This window comes from Xenorhabdus cabanillasii, from assembly GCF_003386665.1.
Lineage (GTDB): Bacteria > Pseudomonadota > Gammaproteobacteria > Enterobacterales > Enterobacteriaceae > Xenorhabdus > Xenorhabdus cabanillasii.
Map to the genome: position 1 here is coordinate 101,696 of NZ_QTUB01000001.1, position 23,292 is coordinate 124,987.

21 protein-coding genes and 4 pseudogenes are annotated in these 23,292 nt (G+C 43.9%); 16 read left to right on the forward strand and 9 right to left on the reverse strand.

Translation table 11 applies throughout. The features are described from left to right. The first annotated feature begins 93 nt into the window (after positions 1-93). From BDD26_RS00490 to BDD26_RS00550, 13 genes and pseudogenes are all read left to right on the forward strand, one after another. The gene (locus tag BDD26_RS00490) at positions 94-1,965 is read left to right on the forward strand and encodes a polysaccharide biosynthesis protein (RefSeq protein ID WP_115825271.1); all 1,872 of its coding nucleotides are present in this window, start codon (positions 94-96) and stop codon (positions 1,963-1,965) included. Between the two features lie 82 nt (positions 1,966-2,047). Then, a complete protein-coding gene (rfbC, locus tag BDD26_RS00495) occupies positions 2,048-2,602 on the forward strand; it encodes a dTDP-4-dehydrorhamnose 3,5-epimerase (protein WP_115825272.1) in 555 nt (184 codons plus the stop codon). Next, a complete protein-coding gene (locus tag BDD26_RS00500; protein ID WP_115825273.1) occupies positions 2,592-2,996 on the forward strand; it encodes a sugar 3,4-ketoisomerase in 405 nt (134 codons plus the stop codon). Before rfbC ends, BDD26_RS00500 begins: the two co-directional genes overlap by 11 nt. Beyond that, on the forward strand, positions 2,996-3,913 hold the full coding sequence (locus BDD26_RS00505; protein WP_115825274.1) for a DegT/DnrJ/EryC1/StrS family aminotransferase: 918 nt from the start codon (positions 2,996-2,998) through the stop codon (positions 3,911-3,913). Before BDD26_RS00500 ends, BDD26_RS00505 begins: the two co-directional genes overlap by 1 nt. Beyond that, positions 3,913-4,407 (forward strand): acyltransferase, encoded by a 495-nt coding sequence (locus tag BDD26_RS00510; RefSeq protein ID WP_115825275.1) that lies wholly within the window; start codon positions 3,913-3,915, stop codon positions 4,405-4,407. The genes BDD26_RS00505 and BDD26_RS00510 overlap by 1 nt, the downstream gene beginning before the upstream one ends. 3 nt (positions 4,408-4,410) lie before the next feature. Beyond that, positions 4,411-5,382 (forward strand): hypothetical protein, encoded by a 972-nt coding sequence (locus BDD26_RS00515; RefSeq protein WP_115825276.1) that lies wholly within the window; start codon positions 4,411-4,413, stop codon positions 5,380-5,382. Positions 5,383-5,441: 59 nt separating this feature from the next. Continuing rightward, positions 5,442-6,494 (forward strand): DegT/DnrJ/EryC1/StrS family aminotransferase, encoded by a 1,053-nt coding sequence (locus tag BDD26_RS00520; protein ID WP_244922624.1) that lies wholly within the window; start codon positions 5,442-5,444, stop codon positions 6,492-6,494. An 11-nt stretch (positions 6,495-6,505) separates the two neighbouring features. Continuing rightward, positions 6,506-7,762 (forward strand): O-antigen translocase, encoded by a 1,257-nt coding sequence (locus BDD26_RS00525; protein WP_115825278.1) that lies wholly within the window; start codon positions 6,506-6,508, stop codon positions 7,760-7,762. A 13-nt stretch (positions 7,763-7,775) separates the two neighbouring features. After that, on the forward strand, positions 7,776-8,648 hold the full coding sequence (locus BDD26_RS00530; protein WP_115825279.1) for a glycosyltransferase: 873 nt from the start codon (positions 7,776-7,778) through the stop codon (positions 8,646-8,648). 50 nt (positions 8,649-8,698) lie between these two features. Beyond that, positions 8,699-9,910, forward strand: coding sequence for an oligosaccharide repeat unit polymerase (locus BDD26_RS00535; protein WP_115825280.1), 1,212 nt, complete (start codon positions 8,699-8,701; stop codon positions 9,908-9,910). Next, on the forward strand, positions 9,907-10,809 hold the full coding sequence (locus BDD26_RS00540; RefSeq protein WP_115825281.1) for a glycosyltransferase: 903 nt from the start codon (positions 9,907-9,909) through the stop codon (positions 10,807-10,809). Before BDD26_RS00535 ends, BDD26_RS00540 begins: the two co-directional genes overlap by 4 nt. Positions 10,810-11,022: 213 nt before the next feature. Then, positions 11,023-11,917, forward strand: a pseudogene (locus BDD26_RS20700) (IS110 family RNA-guided transposase). 289 nt (positions 11,918-12,206) lie between these two features. Continuing rightward, positions 12,207-13,005, forward strand: a pseudogene (locus tag BDD26_RS00550) (IS5 family transposase). Here BDD26_RS00550 and BDD26_RS00555 read toward each other — a convergent pair. The 4 genes and pseudogenes from BDD26_RS00555 to BDD26_RS00570 all read right to left on the reverse strand — a co-directional run. Then, on the reverse strand, positions 12,941-13,447 hold the full coding sequence (locus BDD26_RS00555) for an IS982 family transposase (RefSeq protein ID WP_425330416.1): 507 nt from the start codon (positions 13,445-13,447) through the stop codon (positions 12,941-12,943). The pseudogene BDD26_RS00550 and the gene BDD26_RS00555 overlap by 65 nt on opposite strands. Positions 13,448-13,632: 185 nt before the next feature. Continuing rightward, entirely contained in the window at positions 13,633-14,394 is a 762-nt protein-coding gene (locus tag BDD26_RS00560; RefSeq protein ID WP_211305439.1) for an IS110 family RNA-guided transposase, read from the reverse strand. Between the two features lie 80 nt (positions 14,395-14,474). Beyond that, positions 14,475-14,906, reverse strand: a pseudogene (locus BDD26_RS00565) (transposase); the annotation flags it as partial. Positions 14,907-14,985: 79 nt separating this feature from the next. Beyond that, positions 14,986-15,814, reverse strand: a pseudogene (locus BDD26_RS00570) (IS110 family RNA-guided transposase); the annotation flags it as partial. A gap of 110 nt (positions 15,815-15,924) precedes the next feature. Here BDD26_RS00570 and trmL point away from each other — a divergent pair. Continuing rightward, a complete protein-coding gene (gene trmL / locus BDD26_RS00575; protein ID WP_115825282.1) occupies positions 15,925-16,428 on the forward strand; it encodes a tRNA (uridine(34)/cytosine(34)/5-carboxymethylaminomethyluridine(34)-2'-O)-methyltransferase TrmL in 504 nt (167 codons plus the stop codon). 67 nt (positions 16,429-16,495) lie between these two features. On the opposite strand, the gene cysE is transcribed toward trmL, so the two are convergent. The 4 genes from cysE to BDD26_RS00595 form a co-directional block, all read right to left on the reverse strand. Continuing rightward, on the reverse strand, positions 16,496-17,317 hold the full coding sequence (gene cysE / locus BDD26_RS00580) for a serine O-acetyltransferase (protein WP_115827467.1): 822 nt from the start codon (positions 17,315-17,317) through the stop codon (positions 16,496-16,498). Positions 17,318-17,375: 58 nt separating this feature from the next. After that, the gene (gene gpsA, locus BDD26_RS00585; protein ID WP_115825283.1) at positions 17,376-18,395 is read right to left on the reverse strand and encodes an NAD(P)H-dependent glycerol-3-phosphate dehydrogenase; all 1,020 of its coding nucleotides are present in this window, start codon (positions 18,393-18,395) and stop codon (positions 17,376-17,378) included. Further along, complete coding sequence (secB, locus tag BDD26_RS00590; RefSeq protein ID WP_038263535.1) at positions 18,395-18,865, reverse strand: protein-export chaperone SecB; 471 nt, start codon at positions 18,863-18,865, stop codon at positions 18,395-18,397. Before secB ends, gpsA begins: the two co-directional genes overlap by 1 nt. Before the next feature lie 130 nt (positions 18,866-18,995). Continuing rightward, positions 18,996-19,433 carry a rhodanese-like domain-containing protein gene (locus BDD26_RS00595; RefSeq protein WP_038263532.1) on the reverse strand — a complete coding sequence of 146 codons (438 nt, stop codon included), beginning with the start codon at positions 19,431-19,433 and terminating at the stop codon, positions 18,996-18,998. A 378-nt stretch (positions 19,434-19,811) separates the two neighbouring features. Between BDD26_RS00595 and envC the strand changes: the two genes are divergently transcribed. Together envC and BDD26_RS00605 are read left to right on the forward strand one after the other, a co-directional pair. After that, on the forward strand, positions 19,812-21,119 hold the full coding sequence (gene envC, locus BDD26_RS00600) for a murein hydrolase activator EnvC (protein WP_115825284.1): 1,308 nt from the start codon (positions 19,812-19,814) through the stop codon (positions 21,117-21,119). 83 nt (positions 21,120-21,202) lie between these two features. Then, positions 21,203-22,210, forward strand: a complete 1,008-nt coding sequence (locus BDD26_RS00605; protein ID WP_115825285.1) for a divergent polysaccharide deacetylase family protein — start codon at positions 21,203-21,205, stop codon at positions 22,208-22,210. A 43-nt stretch (positions 22,211-22,253) separates the two neighbouring features. On the opposite strand, the gene tdh is transcribed toward BDD26_RS00605, so the two are convergent. After that, positions 22,254-23,279, reverse strand: coding sequence for an L-threonine 3-dehydrogenase (gene tdh, locus BDD26_RS00610; protein ID WP_115825286.1), 1,026 nt, complete (start codon positions 23,277-23,279; stop codon positions 22,254-22,256). Positions 23,280-23,292 lie beyond the last annotated feature (13 nt).

Below are 23,292 nucleotides of genomic sequence, written 5' to 3' on the forward strand. Positions count from 1 at the left end.
TCGCAATTTGTTTTTGAATATAAAGTCACGACTGGATGTGTCACAATAAATCCAGCTAGGTAATCAAGTAGCGTGTAAAAGATTAGGAATATCATGTTAGTCTGGTTTGTCTCATTACCAAGGTCATACAAAAGAATAATCTCTCTTTCCATCGACATTTTTCTTTTGGTCTTCTCTTTTTGGCTCGCTTTGTGGTTAAGAATTGATGTATTGATGCCAATCAGTAGCATCCAGCATTGGTATCTTGTTTCTTTCAATACCTTAGTAACACTTCTGGTCTTTATTAAGCTGGGCTTGTATCGGGCAGTTTTGCGCTATCTGAGCGCGAAAGTGCTGGTTTTGGTGGCTATCGGTATGGCGCTGTCTGCCGCGTTACTGATCATGCTCGCTTTCTTCACCAATATCTATTTGCCGCGTACGATCCCGGGCATCTATTTTGCCGTTGGTCTGTTATTCGTTGTTGGTTCGCGACTTTTACTGCGCATGCTGCTCAACAGGTGCATGAATTTCGGTACTAAAGTTATCATCTATGGTGCGGGTGCATCCGGGAGACAATTGTTGCCAGCGTTGAGTCAGGCGGCGGAATATTATCCGATTGCGTTCGTTGACGAGAATGAGAAGTTACAAAATACTATCATTCACGGCGTGACGGTTTATAGCCCGCAGAAACTGAAATGGCTGGTTAATAAGTATAATGCCAGGAAAATACTTTTAGCGATGCCAAGCGCCAGCCGTGAACGCAAAAGAGAAGTGATTGCCATGCTGGAAGGACTACCCTGCGAAGTGTTATCTATTCCAGGCATAGTCGATTTGGTTGAAGGTAAAGCCACAATCGATACGATCAAGAAAGTCTCGATTGCCGACCTACTGGGTAGAGATCCTGTTGCGCCGTTGCCGCAGTTGATCTCCAGAAATATCAAAGATAAAGTGGTGCTGGTTACAGGAGCTGGAGGCTCAATTGGCTCTGAACTATGTCGGCAGATACTCAACAACAGCCCCAGCACGCTGGTTCTGTATGAGATTTCTGAATTCTCCCTGTATGCCATTGAGCGCGAGCTGAGTGGTCTTATCAAGCACTTGAATGCGAACATTACGCTGGTGCCGATTCTTGGGTGTGTGCAGGATCAACACCACCTTGAACGTGTGATGACCCGTTTTAAAATTGAAACGGTCTACCATGCGGCGGCCTATAAGCATGTGCCGCTGGTTGAATATAATGTTGTTAACGGCGTCATGAACAACATTTTTGGTACGTTGAATTGTGCGAAGGCTGCTATCAACAGCGGCGTGCGTAAATTCGTACTGATTTCAACAGACAAAGCGGTACGTCCAACAAATACGATGGGGGCGACGAAGAGGATGGCTGAACTGGTGCTGCAATCTTTGTCAGCACAGCAGAAATCGACCTGCTTCTGTATGGTGCGCTTTGGAAACGTTCTTGGTTCATCCGGCTCTGTTGTGCCGCTATTTGAAAAACAGATTGAAGTGGGCGGCCCAGTAACACTGACGCATCAGGATATCATTCGTTATTTCATGACTATCCCGGAAGCGGCTCAGTTGGTTATTCAGGCTGGCGCGATGGGCAAAGGCGGTGATGTGTTTGTGCTTGATATGGGCGAACCGGTGAAAATTCTGGATCTGGCTCACCGCATGGTCTCCCTGAGTGGTTTGAGCGTGAAAGATGAAGAGACCGGGAAAGGTGATATTACGATTAAAATCACTGGATTGCGGCCTGGGGAGAAACTATTTGAAGAGCTGCTGATTGGTGAAAATGTTGAAAAAACGCAGCATCCACGCATTCTGACCGCCAATGAAATAATGCTCGACTACGATAAATTACAAGAGTATTTGTGCGAAATGAAGAACGCTTGTATGAATTACGATCAAGTTAAAATACGAGAGATTCTAATTAGTGCGCAGACTGGTTTTAAACCTTCTGATGATATCTGTGATATATTGTCTTAAAGGTTTTTGGCGTGACAGTAATAGCGAGCAAAGAGTTGATTGTTATCGCTAATATTTATTAACTTAATGCATCGGAATTAAAATGCTCTTAACAGCAACCAAAATACCTGGAGTGTTGATTTTTGAACCTAAAATTTTCAAAGATGAACGCGGATATTTTTATGAAAGCTTCAATCATGCCAAATTTGAAGAAGCTGTCGGTCATAAAGTCACTTTTGTCCAGGATAACCAATCAAAATCGCAGAAAGGTGTTGTCCGTGGTTTGCATTTTCAAGCGGCACCCTCAGCACAGGGTAAATTAGTTCGCTGCGTTGCTGGTGAAGTCTATGATGTCGCGGTTGATATCAGAGAAGGTTCGCTAACGTTTGGTCAGTGGGTTGGCGTGCATTTATCTGCTGAGAACTGCAAACAACTGTGGATCCCGGAAGGTTTTGCCCATGGCTTTGCTACGTTGAGTGATTCGGCTATTTTCCTCTATAAAACAACTAATTATTACAATCCTAAAGCGGAACGGACCATTCTGTGGAACGATCCTGCACTGGCTATTGACTGGCATGTAGAACAACCAATCTCATCCGATAAAGACAAAATTGCGCCTCTGTTACAGCAATTACTGGAGAACAACGGTGGATATTAAACTGATTCCTCTTCAAACCCATGGTGATGAGCGTGGTTCTTTAGTTGCTCTGGAGTATGGCAGCAATATTCCGTTCGAAATCAAACGCGTTTATTATTTGTTCAACACTGATAAAGGTGTCAAACGTGGTTTCCACGCGCACAGAAATCTGAAACAGATTGCTATTGCCGTTCGCGGTTCTTGCCGGTTCGTTCTGGATGATGGTAAAGAGCGAGTGAGTCTGCTGCTGGATAACCCTGCGCAGGGATTGGTGATTGAATCCTTCATCTGGCGTGAAATGATCGATTTTTCAGAGGATTGTGTTCTGATGGTGTTGGCCAACGAACTCTATGATGAGAGCGACTATGTGCGCAATTACGATGACTTTCTGGGGTCGGTTCAGGGGAGGGCTTGATGGCTGTGACTGGTAGTTGGATTTTGACCGATGACGAGTTTATGAAACCCTCATACCGGATAAGCCCGTTCAGTACATCATCCATTGCAAAGAATTGCGGTTTACCACCGGCCAGCAAGGACGTGCAGTTTTTTGAAAAAAGACATCCGGCGTACCATCAGCACTATTTGCTCAAAGCGCGCCACGGTATCACGCTGGCATTAACCAATTTGGAGCTGGCAAAAACAGATCGTGTCACCGTGCTTACCACCACGGATAATCTGTACGTCAGCGGGTGTGTAACGAATGCGATTGAAGCTATTTGCAAATGGAACCGCACGTTGAATGAAGAAACCAAAGCTATCGTGGTTGTCCATGAGTTTGGCACTGTGTATCCGGATATGGATAAGCTCTACCAGCTTGGTGTTCCCATTATTGAAGATTTTGCCCATTCATTTAATTCCTCGTCTGCCGACTCTGGGCGCAGTGATTTCGTCATCTATAGCTTTCCTAAGTATTTCCCTATTCAGTTCGGTGGAATTATCCTTAGCCGCAATATGTTGACCATTAAGTCGGAATTGGGCGCAGAATACGAGGACTATGTTAAGCGTGTGGTTTCCGCACATGTTGACCATGTTGAGGAATATGCCGACATACGATGGAGAAACTATCGCTATCTGTTGGAGCTTTTTGCGGGCTTGTCTTGTACGCCACGTTTTACTTTTAGCGAACGGGAAACACCATCCGTATTTATGTTTTGCCCTCCGGCAGAGGTTAATCTTATTGCGCTGAAAACATTTATGCAGGGTAACGGAATAGAATGCAGTGTTTTTTATGGTGAACAGACGTTTTTCATTCCGTTGCACGATAGACTGCGACAAGCAGACCTCGACTATTTTGTTTTTGTCTACAATGAGTTTATTCAACGGGGCGCGTGATGAAATTAGAAAACATTACATTGGTTGGTAGTGCAACAGTAGATCCTTCGACAAGCATTAATAATGTTCGTTTAGGAGATAATGTTAAAATTGCTAAACGATGCTCTGTTTTTGGTTCAAAGGAAAACGTTCTTGAAATTGGTCATGACAGCTATGTTGGTATGAATTCAATTTTAAACGGCTACAGCGCCAAATTAACTATCGGTGCTCATGTAAGTATTGCGCAAAATGTAAATATAATGACCGATTCAGGTCCAAACTCCAGCGAGCTTTTGCAAAAAATCTATCCGATTCAGAAAGAAGAAATAGAAATTGGCGATCACTGCTGGATTGGCACTTCGGCGATTATTATGCCCGGTGTTAAATTGGGAAATTTTTGTATTGTCGCGGCAAATAGCTACGTTAATACTTCATTTGAAGATTACTCAATTATAGGTGGAACACCTGCTCGGTTGATTAAGAAAATTGATCCTTCTGGGCTGAAAAAGGATTAAGTTATGACCAGAATAGCATTGAATGAAAAATATGCTGTCAACCTAGTTGATGGGTATGCGGAAAATAATTTTTTTTCCAGTAAATGCTTTATTGAGCACCAAATTGTCGTACAGAAAAAAGAAGTACGAACATTTGCTCTGGTGGATCTCGCAAGAAACAAACAACTCGCTATCAAATCTTTTGCCCGCGGACAAAACTCCTCTGACTGGATGTCCCCGGTAACCGGTGCTTTTGGACCCGTTGAGGCCAGCGAGTTTATTTCTATGAGCGAGCTGGATTTTTTCATCAGCGCTATCTCTGATTATCTGTTATCTCTGGAAAACAGCGCTAAAATCGTTTGGCGTCTGCCGCCGCAGTATTACCAAAGCAAAGTCCACACCAAAGTTCAGAATGTTCTATTCCGCCAAAAATGGGCTCTGGATGAATATGATCTTAATTTTCATCTTCCCATTACCAGCTACGAGGATTTTCGCTCTAACCTTAGCAGCAGTAAGCGAAGAGAGCTTAACCGCATTACAAAGTCTAAGCCTGAATTTAACGAAGCAACCATGGCTGAGCAGCGTAAAAGCGTTTATGACGTCATTAAGTTAAACCGAGAAAGCCAGGGATTCCCGATGACCATGTCATGGGAGGCAATTGAAGCGCTTTCTCTCGCCATGGGTGAGAAGATCAAGTTTTATATTCTGACGCGCGACAATGTTGTTCTTGCTGGCGCTATTTGTCTGACACTCGACATCAATACATTATATGTGTTTTATTGGGGCGAGTATCCGGAATATAGAAAAGATTCTACCATCATTAAGTTAGCTGAAGGTATCTATCTGGCAGCAGCTGAAGGCGGATTTTCGACGCTTGATATTGGTACCTCGACATGCCATTCAGAGCCAAACCAAGGATTGATCAATTTTAAAGAGAATATTGGTTGCTTGGTTAGCCAAAAAATTACAGTTAGCTTAAGCAAAGATGGAAAATAAATAAAATGAAAGTAGACTTTTTGAATCTGCAACAAATTAACGCGCGCGATGCGCAAGAAATGCTTACGGCATGCAAAGATGTTATTGATTCTGGTTATTATATCGGCGGGGATAAAGTTGATGCTTTCGAAAATGAATTTGCGGATTACTGCGGGGCAAAACACTGTGTTAGCGTGGCAAATGGCCTTGACGCATTAAACCTTGTTTTACGCGCTTGGAAACTGCAGGGCCGCCTGCAAAATGGTGATGAAGTCATTGTTCCTGCGAACACCTACATTGCATCGGTACTTGCGATCACTGAGAACGGGTTAGTACCTGCGTTTGTTGAGCCTGACTACAATACATTCAACATCACTGCGGCTGGTATTGAATCCGCTATCACCGCGAAAACGAAATCCATCCTTCCTGTGCATCTGTACGGTCAGTTAGCGCCAATGCCTGAGATTATGCGCATTGCCGAAAAACATAACCTGTTAGTGCTGGAAGACAGTGCCCAGGCGCATGGCGCCATGCTTGAGGGGAAGCGTGCGGGTACATGGGGCCATGCTGCTGGTTTTAGTTTTTACCCAGGTAAAAACCTCGGCGCATTGGGCGATGCTGGCGCTGTAGTGACGGATGATGACGAACTGGCAAATGCGATCAAAGCGCTGCGCAACTATGGTTCGCACAAAAAATATGAAAACCTGTATCAGGGGCTGAATAGCCGTCTGGACCCGATGCAGGCCGCGATGCTCAGCGTTAAATTAAAACGTCTGGAGAGTGATACTGAGCACCGTCGTCGCATTGCGGATATATATATTAAGAACATGAATAATGCACTGGTGACTACGCCATTCGTCACTGAAGCGGCTGCCCATGTTTGGCATTTGTTTGTGATTAAAACCCCGTATAGACAACAGCTGCAGGAGTGGCTAGCGACGAACAACATTCAAACGCTGATTCACTATCCTATTCCGCCGCATAAACAACAGGCTTACTCTGAGCTTAACCATCTGCATTATCCGATCACTGAGCAAATTCATGAAGATGTATTATCACTGCCAATATCTCCGATTTTGACAGAAGATGAAGCGATGTATGTCGTAAACAAAATCAATGCATTTAAAGTGTAAGAGTAAATTTAATGCGGGCTCTATTTAGTGTCACTTTTTGGACCGGTTTGTTAACAATATTTAAAATGGCAGTAGGTTTTGTTATTACAAAATTTGTGGCTGTTTATGGCGGGCCTTCAGGACTGGCCCTTTTGGGCCAGTTACAGGCTATTGTCACAAGTTTCAATGGGATAGTTAACGCTCCAGTTAGTAACGGGATCGTTCGCTACACCGCCGAGAATCATGACGCTGGTATAGATAAATGCACGCCTTGGTGGCGTGCAGGTGTATGCTGTGCGATATTCCTCTATCTTATCATCCTGATCGTTGTCTTACTTTGCTCGAATTATCTGGCGCGGGTCTTTTTGGCAAATGAAGAGTATGCTTGGATAATTGTTCTGGCAGGCGCTTTTTTGCCATTTACTGCCATCGGAACCTTTGTCAACTCCGTCATCAACGGTGCGAAAGATTATAAGAAATATGTCATTGTTGGCATGTTCTCAACGCTATTATCATGCCTGATAATGATGGTGTTAATCTATTACAAGAAATTGCACGGTGCACTTATTTCTGTTTGTATTCAATATGCTTTGGTTGGGCTTATCTCTATCGCGTTTGTATATCGACAAAAGTGGTTCAAGCTCGCTAATTTCTTCGGTAGAATAAACAAAGAGAATGTTAAAGGTATTGCAGGTTATATTTGCATGGCGGTGGTCAGTGCCATTGTTTTACCCACCACGTTGCTGTTGATCCGTAACGAAATGGTTGACCAGCTTGGCTGGATGCTTACCGGACAATGGCAGGCCGTATGGAGGATATCGGAAGTCTATCTTAGCGTCTTGACGCTTGCGCTAGGAGTTTACTATTTGCCAAAGCTTTCTTCTATTGGTGATAGCAATAAAATTCTGGCAGAAGTAAAAACGACAAGCCACCTGATGTTTGGTCTGGCTATCATTATGGCGTTCAGCGTCTACGTGATGAAAGATTTTATTATTCTGATTTTGTTTTCACCAGAATTTCTACCGGTGCGGGAGTTTTTCACTATTCAGCTCGTGGGGGACTGCCTAAAACTCATTAACTGGGTTTACTCTTACCCTATGCTGGCGCGTGGTTCTACGCGTTGGTTTATATCGCTCGAGTTATTCTTCGCCTTTTTGTTCTTTATTTTAACTACCATTTTACTGCATTTTACGAATCTGGCTGTCGACTCCGTATTGTATTCATACGTCATTGTCCAGCTGGTTTGTTTCCTGTTCTTGCGAATTGCACTAAAACATATAATTCATTAAATCGGAAGGAACAATGCTAGAGTTGACATATGCAATGCCTTGCTATAACCATAGTGCTTTTTTGGTCGAAGCTTTGGATTCTATAAAAAATGATGTTGCGACTCATGATTTAAGTTATGAAGTATTAATTATCGATGATGGTTCTTTGGATAATTCAGTTGACGTTATCAAAAAATGGGTGGAAACCAACAGCGATATCAATGTTCGTTTAGTTATGCAAGAAAACCATGGTATTGCCAAAACAGTCAATAAACTATACAACAACTCTAACGGTAAATTCGTCCGGCTTTCCGCTTCTGATGATATTGTTCTTCCCGGCAGCTCCGCTGCGATGATGGCTATTGCCGCGGATAATATCACCTGTGTGTTTGGTGATGGCATCGTTATTGACAACGATAGCAAGCAAGTTGGCGATAGCTTTATGAATTATCACGGCGGGAATCCTGATGATCTGCGAAATAACCAGCGCATTCCGCAAAAATTGATCGACAAATGGTGTATTGCCGGTCCGTGCATTCTGGTAAGGCGCGATTTCTTTAACAACTATCAGTATGACGAAAATTCAAGGATCGATGATTTTGACTTCTTCCTGAATGTGTTTAAGAAACCGGATAGCGTAATTTACCTCGATCAAAAAGTTTGTGGCTACCGTATACACGGCAGCAACACATCAAAAGTGAAAGATATAGCAACTCGAATTGCTAATTTGCATTCATTTTATTATTTGCTGGAGAAATACACCTATAATCCTGAACTGAAATATGTGCAGAAGAAACTTTTGGCTAAAAGATACCTCACTAAGTGTAAAATTAACTACTTGCAGAGGAGTTATCTCAAAGCCGCCTATCATTATGCTATTCACAAATATTATTCATCACTAAGTTAATCAGCTAGTGAGATAAAATAGCCAGTAGTCAGCTTAGAGTGGATTGAAATATGAGTGGAATGAAAAGCAGATTGTCATTTTATATAATGGTGCCAGTGTTAGTGCAATTAGCGCTTTTTTATCTATGCTTCAATGTTACTGAGGGGATGGTTTCTTATTCTCTTTTTTATGCAGGTAGCATTCTTTTTCTGGTGTGCTTTGCAGAATTAATTTTCAGAAGGAAAATCGACTATTCTAGCCTGTATGAAAACATATACGGTAACATAGCTCCGATTGATAAACTGGTGCTGAAGTCGCTGGGTTTTTTGATTTTACTGTTATTCCCCCTTGATGTTTATTTTAATGGGTTCAAACTTTTGGATCCAGTTTCTTATGCAGAATTTTATGGGGCGGGGCGATTTGTTCGTCATGTAACCTCTTTATGTTGGATGCTGGTGCCTATTGCGTATATCATCAGACGCGAAAATCCGTGGATTGCCAGATTCTTTATCTTGTTTTCTGTGCTGCTACCGATCATGATGATTGACCGTAATCGCTTGCTGACCTCTTTCTTCTGTTATTTCTTTATTCTTTACGCAAGGTTCCGCTCAACATCAGTCAGAAGCCATCCAAGCGAATTTCGTAAGGTGAAATTCGGTCTGTACTCACTCTTAATTTTACTACCGACGATCTTTGTGGTTATTGGGTTTTATCGTAGTGGTACATCTTTCTCTATTGAATCTTCTGGCGATAGTATTGTCTATGGGAAATTCCCACTGACGGCATTTTTCGACATTATGCCGTCGTCAATCAAACAAATATTGTTATATATTACGACACCGATCCTTAACTTCACTCATGTGGCGTCGACAGGCTTTTTGAACGACCAGTTTTTGCTCAGCCAGATTTCGCCGTTCTCTCGTGAAGAATTTCCGATGTACCCCTATTCTCCAGTGCTGATCGCCCGCTACAACGTCGGGACGGAATTTTTTCCTTTCCTTCTCTTTGGTGGTCTGCCGCTGGTGTTTATGGCAATGTTTTTTGTGATTTTGGTATTTGGTGCTGTTTTTTATTGGTTTTGCAAGACGCAGGGTATCTATGCATGGTTACTCTTCTTGAAACTTGCATATTTTATGTTATTTCTGGGCTTTGCTCCTCAGTTTTATATCTTACTTAATATTATGAGTACTGTTCTTATCTTTTTGTTGTACTTATTTTCTAATTTTCTGAAGTTCTTTATGCTTAGCCATATTGGCAAACCCATTGGTGAGAGGCAGCAATGACGGGAATTAAAGTAGCTGTTTTACTGGCTGCATATAATGGAATGAAGTGGATAAACGAACAAATTCAAAGTGTTCTTAATCAAGAAAATGTATCCGTAGATATCCATATTAGTGTCGATGTTAGTACCGATGGTACCTATGAGAACTGCCTTGAGCTTGCGAAACAATATAGCAATATTTATATTTTTCCTTATGGTATCCGCTATGGTGGCGCAGCACGCAATTTCTATCGTTTAGTCCGTGATGTTGAACTGGCAAGCTATGATTTTGTCTCTTTTGCCGATCAGGATGATATCTGGTACCTGGATAAATTATCGAACGCGATAAAGGTGCTTTCCGAAAAAGGCTACGATTGTTATTCTAGTAATGTCATAGCGTTCTGGGAAAATGGCAAACAAGTCCTGATCAGCAAAGCGCAAGATCAAGTCGAGTATGATTATTGCTTCGAATCTGCCGGACCGGGCTGTACTTATGTGTTCAGTAAAGAAGTGGCATTAAAATTCCAAGCATTCATCAGTAATAATAAAGATAAAGTCGATGAGGTTGAATTGCATGACTGGTTAATTTATGCATTTGCTCGCCACAGCGGATATAAGTGGTTTATTGATTCGTGGCCGAGCATGTTGTACAGACAGCACAGTAGCAATCAGTTTGGCGCAAACGGCGGATTACAGGCAGCGAAGCGCAGAATCCAAATGATACGTGACAGTTGGTATCTGACAGAAGTAAAACGTATCGTTAATATCCTTGATGTTGAAAATCGTCCGTTCTTTGTTAATTGCCTGAATCGCGGTTATTTTGGCCATCTTTATATGGCATGTTATATCCACAAGGTTCGCAGGAAATTACGCGACAGATTAAGCCTTGCAGTTATTTTAGTGTTGGGTATGCTGAAGTAAATTTGCTTAATGTGTCACAAACAAAGGCGTAGATCCATTTCGCTTCTTTTGCACCCGAATCTAGCGTGTAAAATCCTTATTTGACCTGGGAGCGCAGCACCTCCCAGAATACACCTGACAGAAGTTATAATAACCTAATGAAATGGCCACCTCCCCTAAACGGCTTCAGTGAGCCATGCTGAATATATCAGTAAAAACATGAAGAGGTGTCCAATGGAACAAGTTATCGGAATTGACCTAGCAAAGCGAGTGTTTCAAGTACATATTGCATCCCCGCTTGGCAAACTGATTAAAAATACGGGGGTTTCACGCGATAAACTGACGGCTTTCATTGCACAACAGCCTCCTTCAAAAATTGTGATGGAGTCGTGTGGCAGCAGACAGTCGTCCGGGGATGCGTTATGTCCCGGAAAAAACACAGGCACAGCAGGATATTCAGTGTTTGCCTCGGGTTCGCCAGCGGCTAATGAAAAACAGAACGGCGCTGATTAATCAAATCCGGGGATTAGGCTTGGAATATGGCATTGCTATCCCAGAAAGCGCTCACAAAGTTGAGCAATGTTTGCCTGATCATCTGGAAAACGCGGAAAATGACCTGACTCCAATGAGCCGTGAACTGTTTCAGGAACTGCTGTTTGAACTCAAAGAACAACAGCAGCGTCTGATGGAGCTGAATAAACGCCTCGATCACCTGAATGCGCAACAGGAAGATACGGGCGGTTACTGACACTGCCGGGTATCGGTCCGCTGGGAGCCTCGGCTCTAATGGTCGCCTTGGGCGATAACAAAGACTTCAAAAATGGCCGCCATTTTGCTATCTATCTGGGGCTGTTACCAAGGGAACATAGCAGCGGAGGCAAAGTCAGGTTATTGGGGATCACGAAACGCGGAGATAGCTATTTGCGTGGAATACTCATCCACGGTGCCCGCTCAGTGGCTTATCGGGTGCAAAAACTCCCCGACGAACGATGTAATTGGATTGCAACGTTGGTTAAAAGGTGTGATAACCCGTAGCGGACTCAATAAGGCACCAGTAGCGCTGGCAAATAAAAATGCCCGAATCGCGTGGGCACGGGTCAACCAACAATCGAGTTATGAAGCGCGATGAGTCACCCTTTATGTAGCAAAAGTCCATAAGTTGATGTAATTGACAGGTAGCACCGACTCTCTGTGAACCTGGTAACCCGATCAGTCTATCGAGACTGTTGAATTAATGAGGACAGAGAGTGCGGATTTTCATCAGGGCTCACTGAAGCCGAATATATGTTTGCGACTACGTTGTCAGAAAAATTTACTCACCCACTTGAATTAAGTCGGTGTCCATATATCGGGTTATAATACTAAGAACCTATTCAGAATATTTTAAACCTGAATAGTTTTTCATGTAAGCTGCTGGGATGAGAAAAGTTTATACCAGTGACATTAGTCGAGAAGTGTTCATGGAAATTGAACCCCTGTTGCTCAGCAATAGGAAATGTACACGCCCCAGAAAAGTCGCTGTCTACGAGGTATTTTGTGCCTTGCTATATTTGCTCAAGAGCGGTTGTCAGTGGGATATGCTGCCCAGCGATTTTCCCCCAAAAAGCACGGTTTATTACTACTTCAAACTCTGGAAAGAAAAACCGTCAGAAACAGATCTCAGTTTGCTTGAGCAGGCTTTAAAAAAATGTCGTTGGCGAGGTCCGTATCAACCATGGTCGAAACGCCAACACCACTTTCTTGATAGTTGACTCGCAAAGTGTTAAGAACACAGACACAGCGCATAAAAAAGGATATGTCGCGGGTAAAAAGATTTCCGGCCTCAAGCGGCATATAGCCGAGGATAACCAAGGGCTTCCCCATGCTATCAAAGTATGTGACGGACAGAAAAGGTATGTTAGCGGCTTTTACTATGCACAAGAATCCCTTACTGGTGTGAAAAATATCCTCGCTGATGGCGGTTACACGGGAGTCCCCTTCGCTGACAGTGTGAGTGAGATACTGGGAGCTACCGTCGAAATAGCCAAACGTGATGAGCTTCATACCTTCAAGGTTATCCCAAACCGGTAGGTAGTCGAGCGTTCATTTGCCTGGCTGGATAAATGCCGCCGCTTATGGAAAAACTGTGAATGCTATTTAACCCGAATTCCGTTTAAGCCGTCACTGGGAAATCGTCTTCTGAGTAGAAAATTTTCAGTGACGGTTTCTTTTCTTTAACGCAGTAAGCAATCAATCCACATAAAACGGTTAACAAAAAACCTTTTATACTTCGGTGGCGAGAATGCTCTATTTGAGAAATGTGTTTCAATTGGCCATTAATGGTTTCGATGATAAAACGCTTTAATAACATTATTCTATCCCACTCTTCCAGCACCTGTGCTTTCATATTACGGCGCTTTTTCGTGATAAAAGTCACCCCATTTTGGGCTAAATCCTCTGCTAATTCCTTGTTGAGATAACCTTTGTCACCGTAAAGACAACCTATTAGCCCTTTTGCTAATTCACGAACAGGTTCCCGATCATCCACATTACCGGGCGTCACTTTAAGCGCCAAAATTTCGCCCTGATGGTTCACAATCAAGTATAATTTGAAACCGTAAAACCATATATGGACGTCCCCCGGTTGTGCAAGCATTGAGTCGATACGGTTTGCTACCATATATCCGGCGTCATAAAGGGCTTATTTGCCCGCGCCATGATGTCATCCGCACCCTGTTTCCTTCTCAGCCGTCATCGGTATGTGACTACCTAGGTTTTACTCAGGTTATTGCAGGGCCGATAGCCGTTTTTTCATCAGTGTTTGCAAACTCGGTTAAAGCGTCTGTTTCAATTCACTTAATTCAATTAATGGATAGCAAAAGCTTTTTTCATATCATAATCAACCTCATCTGTCAGAATACGCCAGATAATTCGGGTCAGCTTGTTAGCTAAAGCAACGATGGCTTTCATGGGACCACATCGGGTAATCCGTGTTCTTAGCCACTCGCCTAAAGGATCATCCCGTTTTTGCACGCCCTGCATCATCGCTCGGGCACCATGAATAATTAACGTTCGGAGATGACGGTTGCCATGTTTGCTCAGAGAAGAAAGACGGCTTTTCCCGCCCGAACTGTGTTGCCGGGGAACCAAACCACACCAGGCTGACAACTGCCGGCCATTAGTAAATTGGGATGCGTTGACGTCACTCACGAAAGCCGCCGCAATCAGGGGACCAACACCGGGAATAGTCAGCAAGTGCCCATACCCTGCTTGCTGACGGGAAAGTGCCGTAATTTCGTTATCCATTTCATGAATGCTGACGTTCAAATTCTGCAGATCTTCCCACAGCGTATGCAATAAACGACGCAGCACACAAGACAGAGCATTATCACCTTCTTCCAGAATATCAGGGAGGTGTTGTTGGAGTTTCTGAATCCCCACAGGCACAATTATTCCCTGCTCAGCGAGAAAGGCCCTGATTTGATTAGCAAGAGCAGTACGCTGTTCCACCATGAGCTGACGGGCACGGCGCAGTGCTTTGATATCTTGCTGTTCTACGGTTTTGATGGGAACAAAATGGAGACCGGGCCGACAGGCCGTTTCACAGATAGCCAAGATCGTACTCATGAGATGTTCTCCCGAAATTCAGTGCATCGGATAAAAGATGGCACTATTTTCCACTGAAAAAGGGGGCGTCCATCACATCAACCCATTGAGGTTTTTCCTCGTTTTGCGATTCCCTCAAACACCTTATGACGGGGAATACGGATGTTATGGCACACTTTCAAACTTGTGGAATCAATAAAAGCGATGCCTGTGGGGTCTCCTTTTAATTGAGTCAGATAACTGCATAGCGGTACCAAGACGGCAGGGGCGGCACTGATGAAACGGGTATAACTGAGCAAAGTGGGGAAATCCTGATGGTGATATTTCCAAATATGCTCCAGATAAAAATGCTTAAAATTACGGTAATGCGACAGGTGGAAGAGGATCAGAATGGTCATGATTTCACTGGGATACATATGACCTTGTCGGCGACGCAGACGGGAGCCATTATCAAGACAAAATTGCGTCCATTGTGGTATAAAAAAACGGCAAAAATCATCGACATCACAGAAGATTTCAACTAAGTTATTCATGGCCTGTTCCCCCTCGGAGCGGTTTTTGGTGGGCACCAAAACATTGCTCCGGGAACAGGCCTCTCGTCAACTTCTTATCCAGAATTCGGGTTAAATAGCTATCCCCGCGTTTTGTAATACCCAGTAACCTGACTTTGCCTGCTGCTATGTTCTCTTGGGACCAGCCCCAGATAGCTGGCAAAATGGCGGCCATTTTTGAAGTCATTGCTGTCGCCCAAGGCGACCATCAGAGCCGAGTCTCCCAGCGGACCGATACCCGGCAGTGTCAGTAACCGCCCGATATCTTCCTGTTGCGCATTCAGGTGGTCGAGACGCTTATCCAGTTCCTTCAGACGCGGCTGCTGTTCTTTGAGTTCAAACAGCAGTTCCTGAAACAGTTCGCGGCTCATTGGGGTCAGGTCATTTTCCACGTTTTCCAGATGGTCAGGCAAACATTGCTCCACCTTATGAGCGCTTTCCGGGATGGCAAGGCCATATTCCAAGCCCAATCCCCGGCACTGATTAATCAGCGCCGTTCTGTTTTTCATTAACTGCTGGCGAACCCGAGGCAAACACTGAATATCCTGTGGTGCCTGTGTTTTTTCCGGGACATAACGCATCCCCGGACGACTGTCTACTTCCACAATAGCCATAGCATCATTGTTATCATTTTTGCTGCCCATTCTGAATGGGGCGACATATTGGGGACTGATTTGTTTCACTTCGTGACCAAAGCGTTTAAATTGGCGACTCCAGTAGCTTGCACTGCCATACTCCTCCATCACAATTTTTGAAGGAGGCTGTTACGCAATAAAAGCGATCCGTTTATTGCGTGAAACCCCCGTATTTTTAATCACTTTGCCAAGCGGGGACGTAATATGTACTTGAAACACTCGCTTTGCCAGATCAATTCCGATAACTTGTTCCATTGGACACCTCTTCATATTTTTGCTGATGTCTTCAGCATGGCTCACTGAAGCCATTTTGAGGAGGTGTCCATTTCATTAATTCGGGTTATTTATAAAAATTTACTCAAACCATGCCATACATCGTCCTATTCGAACCAGAAATTCCGCCTAATACGGGTAATATTATCCGCCTGTGTGCCAACACAGGCTGTCAGCTCCATTTAATCCAGCCTTTAGGTTTCACATGGGATGACAAACGATTGCGTCGTGCGGGGCTGGATTATCACGAGTTCGCTAACATCAAACAGCACCACAATTACCAAGCATTTCTGGAAAGTGAAGGATTCAGTCCAATCAATTCACGATCTCCTTCCGGAGCACGTCTATTTGCTTTAACCACAAAAGGCACTCCAGCACACAGTAATGTGAGTTATCGTGATGGTGATTATTTAATGTTTGGTCCAGAAACCCGTGGATTGCCAGCTTACGTGCTAGATAACATGCCTCCTGAGCAGAAGATAAGGATCCCCATGCTGCCGGATAGCCGCAGCATGAATCTTTCTAATTCTGTGTCGGTAGTCGTGTTTGAAGCGTGGCGACAACTGGGTTATCCAGGTGCGCTGTTACGGGATTAAAATATAGCACTCAGCGCCATTAGACGCTGAGTGCTGTTAATTCTGTATTACCAAAAGAGAAGAGTTTTTAAATCCCATCTCCATTCTCAAACCCATTATTCATTCCGTTGAAATGCTGGTTCATATCCAGTGATGGCTTCTCGCTTTCCGGTTTACCAACAATTCGCGCTGGTACACCTGCCACGGTGGTATGCGGTGGCACTGGTCTTAATACAACTGAGCCCGCACCAATCTTCGCACCGCGCCCAATTTCTATGTTGCCGAGAATTTTTGAACCGGCACCAATCATCACCCCTTCACGCACTTTAGGATGACGATCCCCACACGCTTTGCCTGTACCACCGAGAGTCACGGATTGCAGGATAGAAACATCATTCTCAACTACTGCGGTTTCACCAATGACAATTCCTGTTGCGTGGTCAAGCATAATGCCACAGCCAATTTTCGCGGCGGGGTGGATATCCACGCCAAAAGAAACGGAGATCTGGTTTTGCATGTAAATCGCCAGAGCTTTGCGATCTTGCTTCCACAGCCAATGTGCGATGCGATATGCTTGCAGCGCATGAAAACCTTTCAGATAAAGCAGAGGGGTGGAGTATTTGTCGACAGCAGGATCGCGTAATCGGACTGCTTTGATATCACGAGCTGCCGATTCGATCATCTTTGGTTCACTGCTGTAAGCATCTTCAACAACTTCTCTGACCGCAATCGCCGGCATAATCGGTGTCGCCAGTTTATTTGCCAGCATATAGCTCAAGGCACTGCCAAGATTTTCATGCTTGAGTAATGTCGCGTGAAAAAAACTGGCTAACATTGGTTCACAATCCGCCAGAGCTCTTGCCTCATTTTTTATATTTTTCCAGACTTCACTCAGTTCTTCTCGAGACATATCAATCATTCTCATGTGATTGTTTTCTACCCTCTCTGAGGAGGCGATTTTAATCTAATTAAGCGCGGGAATTTTCTCCTTCATCCCTTGTAGCTCTTCCCAATAATGCCTGAGCTGCTTCGATTACATTTTTATTGCGATACAATATCTGGTAGATTTGCTCTGTGATAGGCATTTCAACCCCGACCCGTTTGGCTAATGCCCGGACTTCTTTTGTATTACGATACCCTTCAACAATCTGCCCTATTTCACGCTGTGCAGCGTCAACATTGATTCCCTGTCCCAACATCATACCGAAGCGGCGGTTGCGGGATTGGTTATCAGTACAGGTCAGCACTAAATCACCTAATCCAGCCATTCCCATGAATGTGGATGGATCAGCGCCTAAGGCAGCACCAAGGCGGCTCATCTCCGCTAATCCACGGGTAATTAATGCAGTGCGAGCGTTGGCACCGAACCCCATGCCATCTGAAATCCCGGCTCCAATAGCAATCACGTTCTTGATTGCACCACCCAGTTGCACGCCAATAAAATCAGGGTTTTTGTACACACGGAAGCTTTTACCACAATGGAAAAGCTGCTGGAGTTCTTCTCCAAATTCAGGAGTTGTCGCAGATACCGCAATTGCTGTCGGTAAACCAGCAGCCAGCTCTTTCGCAAATGTCGGGCCAGAGACTACCGCCAATGGGATTTCATTACCTAATATCTCACGCGCCACATCCTGCAATAAACGACCCGTTTCCGCTTCAAGGCCTTTAGTGGCCCAAACAATACGAGAGTCTGGCTGTAAATGCGGTTTTATCTGCTGTAAAACATCGCCAAAGACATGGCTGGGAACCACAATCAGAATATTACGGCTGGCTGATACAGCACTTTTTAGATCGGTTTCAAGCTGTAAGTTATCAGGGAAAGAAACATCCGGTAAAAATGCCTGATTACAACGGGCTTGTTGCAAGGCATGGACATGTGCGGGGTTATGGCCCCAAAGCACAACATTATGTCCATTACGGGCCAGTGTAATGGCTAAAGCGGTGCCGTATGAACCGGCACCGATTACTGTCATAGAAGCAGTATTCATTAAGCTTCCTGTGTTGCCTCATCAGACTGAGAATCAGCCTGCTGTTGCAGGTAATTCATGAACAAAGCATCAAAGTTAACGGGTGCCAGGTTCAATTGTGGGAATGTACCACGACCCACCAGGTTAGTGATGCATTCACGGGCATATGGGAACAAAATATTCGGGCAATATGCACCTAAGCAGTGCGCCAGTTGAGTTCCTTCAATACCATCAATAGAGAAAATACCAGCCTGCTGAACTTCGCACAAGAACGCGGTTTCTTCTCCTAGTGTCGCCGTGACAGTGACACGCAGAACAACTTCATAGACTCCCTGAACTAACTCACTGGAAGCGGTATCCAGATCTAATTTAACCTCTGGCTGCCATTCCTGTTGGAAAATTTGAGGTGCCTTAGGTGATTCGAAAGAAATGTCTTTCGTATATACACGTTGGATCTGGAAAGCCATTTCAGTATTGTTTTGTTCTGACATAATAATTTTTACCTTTTGATACGTCCTTATTAAACCTTGATAATGTAAGTATACTCTTCATCTTTCAGGTTGCAGCTTTGTTGGCCGCATCTAAAATCTATTGGGTATATACTGCTTACATCTCCATTCGTTATTTCTTGCCTCGGGATAATGGTAGGTTTTCACCTGTCCACCCGGCAATTCCCTCTTTCAGGGTATAAACTTGTTCAAAGCCTGCTTTCACCAGATTCTCAGCCGGTGTTTTAGATTCCAGTCCATTCGCTGAAACAATGATCACAGGCTGTTTTTTATGTTTTTCCAACTCACCCAGATTATTTTCTTTAATCTCAGATGGTGTCAGGTTAACAGAACCAATGATATGCCCTCTGCGGAAATCGTCACGAGAGCGTAAATCAACGACGATAGCATCTTCCTTATTGATTAAATGGATGACCTGTGTGCGAGTGATATCTTTACTCTTGGAGAATACACTTTTTACTGTCAGGACAATGACAGCCACCAACAGGGCGATCCAAACAAGGCTCAGGATCGTGTTCCGGCTAATAAATTGCATGATTTCTTGCAGCATGGAGGGCAACAACTCCCATTAGTTAATAACAAAAATCTAAGGTAACAGAGTATACCTGTGTGTTGTGTCAATTACAGCCAATTAGCATCAACCTAATGCAGATTTTGCGGAGAGTTTCGAGAAAAAATAAAAAATCCCCGCTAATCACTTGATTGTCATACATCATTAAAATATTTCATGCCAAACTGGACATATGCGGGATCTTCGATAATAAATGAGCTAAGTTAACTAAAATTTATATTATGGTTCGAAAAGATAAAAAAACAGGCCGTTCTCTGGTCAGAGGCAATTCCACATGAAATAATCGGACGCGACAGGCATATGCATATATAGGCAAGCACTATAAATATAGTAGAGCGTGGCAAGGTATTGAATCAAATGGCTGATAATAAGGATTTCAAAAGCTGTAATCATCGGCAGAAGCGGAAACAGTGGCAACCAAGAAACGGAGCTTTACTGTTCTGTGCCTTATTGTTTGTTTTTTTCTGCACGGAAGCCTTTGCCAATCAAATTTCAGAAAATAAAAACCAACTCAGAGATATTCAACAGGATATTGCTGAGAAAGAGAAAAGCGTCAAACAACAACAACAACAACGCACAGAGCTCCTCAACCAGCTCAAGGAGCAAGAGGGGACAATTTCAGAAGTCGGGCGTTCCCTCCATAGTACACAAGTCCACCTGAATAAGCTGGGGAATGAAATTTCGTCATTGACGAAAGGTATTAACCGTTTGCAAATGCAGCAAAAAGAGCAGCGTCAGCTACTTGCCAGCCAATTAGATGCCGCATTCCGGCAAGGGAATCATCAGGGTTTAGAATTATTGTTTAATGGCCCGGAAACACAGCGTAAAGAACGCATACTCGCTTATTACAGTTATCTGAATCAGGCTCGTCAGGAAACTATCACTAAACTGCAAAAAACAACCGACAGGCTTAACCAACAAAAAAAGCTGCAACAAGAAAAACTGATTGAACAACAAGCGTTACTCAGCAACAAAAAGCAACAAAAGCAAAAAATGGAAGTTGTCCGTTCTGCCCGGCAAAAAACGCTGACTGTACTTGAATCTTCATTGAAGAAAGATCAACAAAGTCTGGCTGAGCTTCGGCAGAACGAAACTCGCCTGCGTAACAAAATTACTAAAGCAGAACGGGAAGCCAAAGCCCGTGCTGAACGTGAAGCGCGTGAAGCTGCACGTGTCCGTGCGCAAATAGCAGTCAAACAGAAACAGGCTCAACAAAAAGGCTCCAGTTATAAACCAACAGAAGATGAACGCGCACTTATGGCGCGAACAGGTGGGCTTGGCCGCCCTGCCGGGCAAGCAACCTGGCCTGTACGTGGCCGAATTATTCACAGCTTCGGGGAAACAATACAAGGCGAGTTACGCTGGAAAGGTATGGTTATTGCCGCAGCCGAAGGCACGGAAGTTAAAGCAATTTCAGATGGCCGGGTATTACTGGCAGACTGGTTACAGGGCTATGGTCTGGTTGTCGTGATTGAACACGGTAAGGGAGATATGAGCATTTATGGCTATAACCAAAGCCTGTTGGTTAGTGTTGGTCAGCAAGTCCGGGCAGGCCAGCCGATAGCTCTGGTTGGTAGCAGCGGGGGGCAACAGCAACCTTCATTATACTTTGAGATCCGTCGTCAGGGACGTACTGTCAATCCATTACCGTGGTTAGGAAGATAAGAAAAGGAAATATAACCGTGCAATATCTGTTAATAAAGTACGTTAACTCATTCACTCTATTATTTGGGATATTGCGCTTTCGGATGCCAAAGTTATGGGTTCTGCCGTTTATCACTATCTTGTTATTTACTCTGAATGCCCATGCAACGCGTTTAGCCATTGTCATTGATGATTTTGGCTACCGTATTCACAATGAAAATAAGATATTGCAGATGTCTGCTGCAATTTCCATTGCCGTACTCCCTGATTCCCCATATGGCCGAGAAATGGCGCAAAAAGCCTACAAGCAAGGTAGAGAGGTCTTGATCCATCTGCCAATGGCGCCAATTAGTAAACAACCATTGGAAAAAAATACCCTGCACCCTTCCATGAGCAGTGAGGAAGTTGAAGATATTATTCACGGTGCCATAAAAAAAGTTCCTCATGCAATTGGTATAAACAACCATATGGGCAGCGCGATGACCTCCAACCTCACTGGCATGAAAAAAGTGATGAATGCATTATCTCAATATCATCTCTATTTTCTGGACAGCGTAACTATCGGTAATACTCAGGTCACTAAAGCCTCAATAGGAACACCTGTACAAGTGCTCCGCCGGAATATCTTCTTGGACGATATACAGACAGAAGCAGAAACGTTGCACCAACTCAACAGGGCTATTGCTCTGGCTCGTAAACAAGGCCATGCTATCGCCATTGGGCATCCTTATCCAACTACTATTCGGGCATTACAGCAAAGATTAGCGACTTTGCCAGATGATATTGAACTGGTAACACCCAGTATGCTGCTTAATCATTCCTTAACCAGTAAACGAAGCAACTCACTAACCAAACAAAAATGTATGAAATCTCCTGAAACCAAATCTGTAACGGTATTAGAATCCAAATTGGATTATTTCAGGATGGTTGGGGAAACATTGGTTCCCGGTGCAATTGTTGATGCCTTAAGTCAGAGGCTTGAAAAATTGCAGAACCGCACATCAAAACAAGAAAAGTTGCATAACACGGGTCATCTGAGACCACAAAAAGATAAGACAATAGAAAATAAAACAGACGCCCATAAAGAGATGAGCGTCTGCCCAGATTTTTAGCAACCTGTTTTAACAGCTTGCTTAAAATTTTTCAGATATTCAATTAATCCCAATTCAGGATAACTTTACCAGATTGCCCTGAGCGCATGATATCAAAGCCTTTCTGGTAATCATCTATCGGGAATTGGTGGGTGATAATTGGGGTTAAATCCAAACCGGACTGAATAAGTGTCGCCATTTTGTACCATGTTTCGAACATTTCACGTCCATAAATGCCTTTGATAAATAGTCCTTTAAAAATGACCTGACTCCAATCGATCGCCATATCTGAAGGAGGTATACCCAACAAAGCGATACGCCCGCCATGATTCATAGTGCTTAATAAGGTACGGAATGCAGGAGGAGCGCCAGACATCTCCAAACCAATATCAAAGCCTTCGGTCATGCCCAGTTCTGACATAACATCCGTCAGATTCTCCTTACTGACATTCACAGCACGAGTAACGCCCATTTTACTTGCTAAATCAAGGCGGTATTCATTCACATCGGTGATCACAACATGACGTGCACCGACATGCTGACACACAGCCGCAGCCATGATACCGATAGGACCGGCTCCCGATACCAGTACATCTTCTCCTGCTAAATCAAAGGAGAGTGCAGTATGAACAGCGTTGCCAAATGGGTCAAAAATCGCAGCCAGTTCATCCGGAATATTGTCTGGAATTTTAAAAGCATTGAATGCCGGAATAACAAGATACTCGGCAAATGAGCCGGCCCGGTTTACCCCAATTCCTGTTGTGTTACGGCACAAATGTGTGCGTCCACCACGACAGTTGCGGCAATAACCACAGGTAATATGACCTTCACCAGATACACGGTCGCCAATTTTGAATCCTTTAACTTCCTGACCAATTGCGACCACTTCTCCCACGTATTCATGTCCTACCACCATCGGCACTGGAATAGTTTTCTGAGACCAATCATCCCAGTTGTAGATGTGCACATCCGTTCCACAAATCGCAGTTTTACGGATTTTAATCATCACATCGTTATGCCCCAGTTCCGGTGTGGGCACATCCGTCATCCAAATGCCTTCTTCTGGCTTTAATTTTGACAACGCTTTCATAGTGATACCTTAT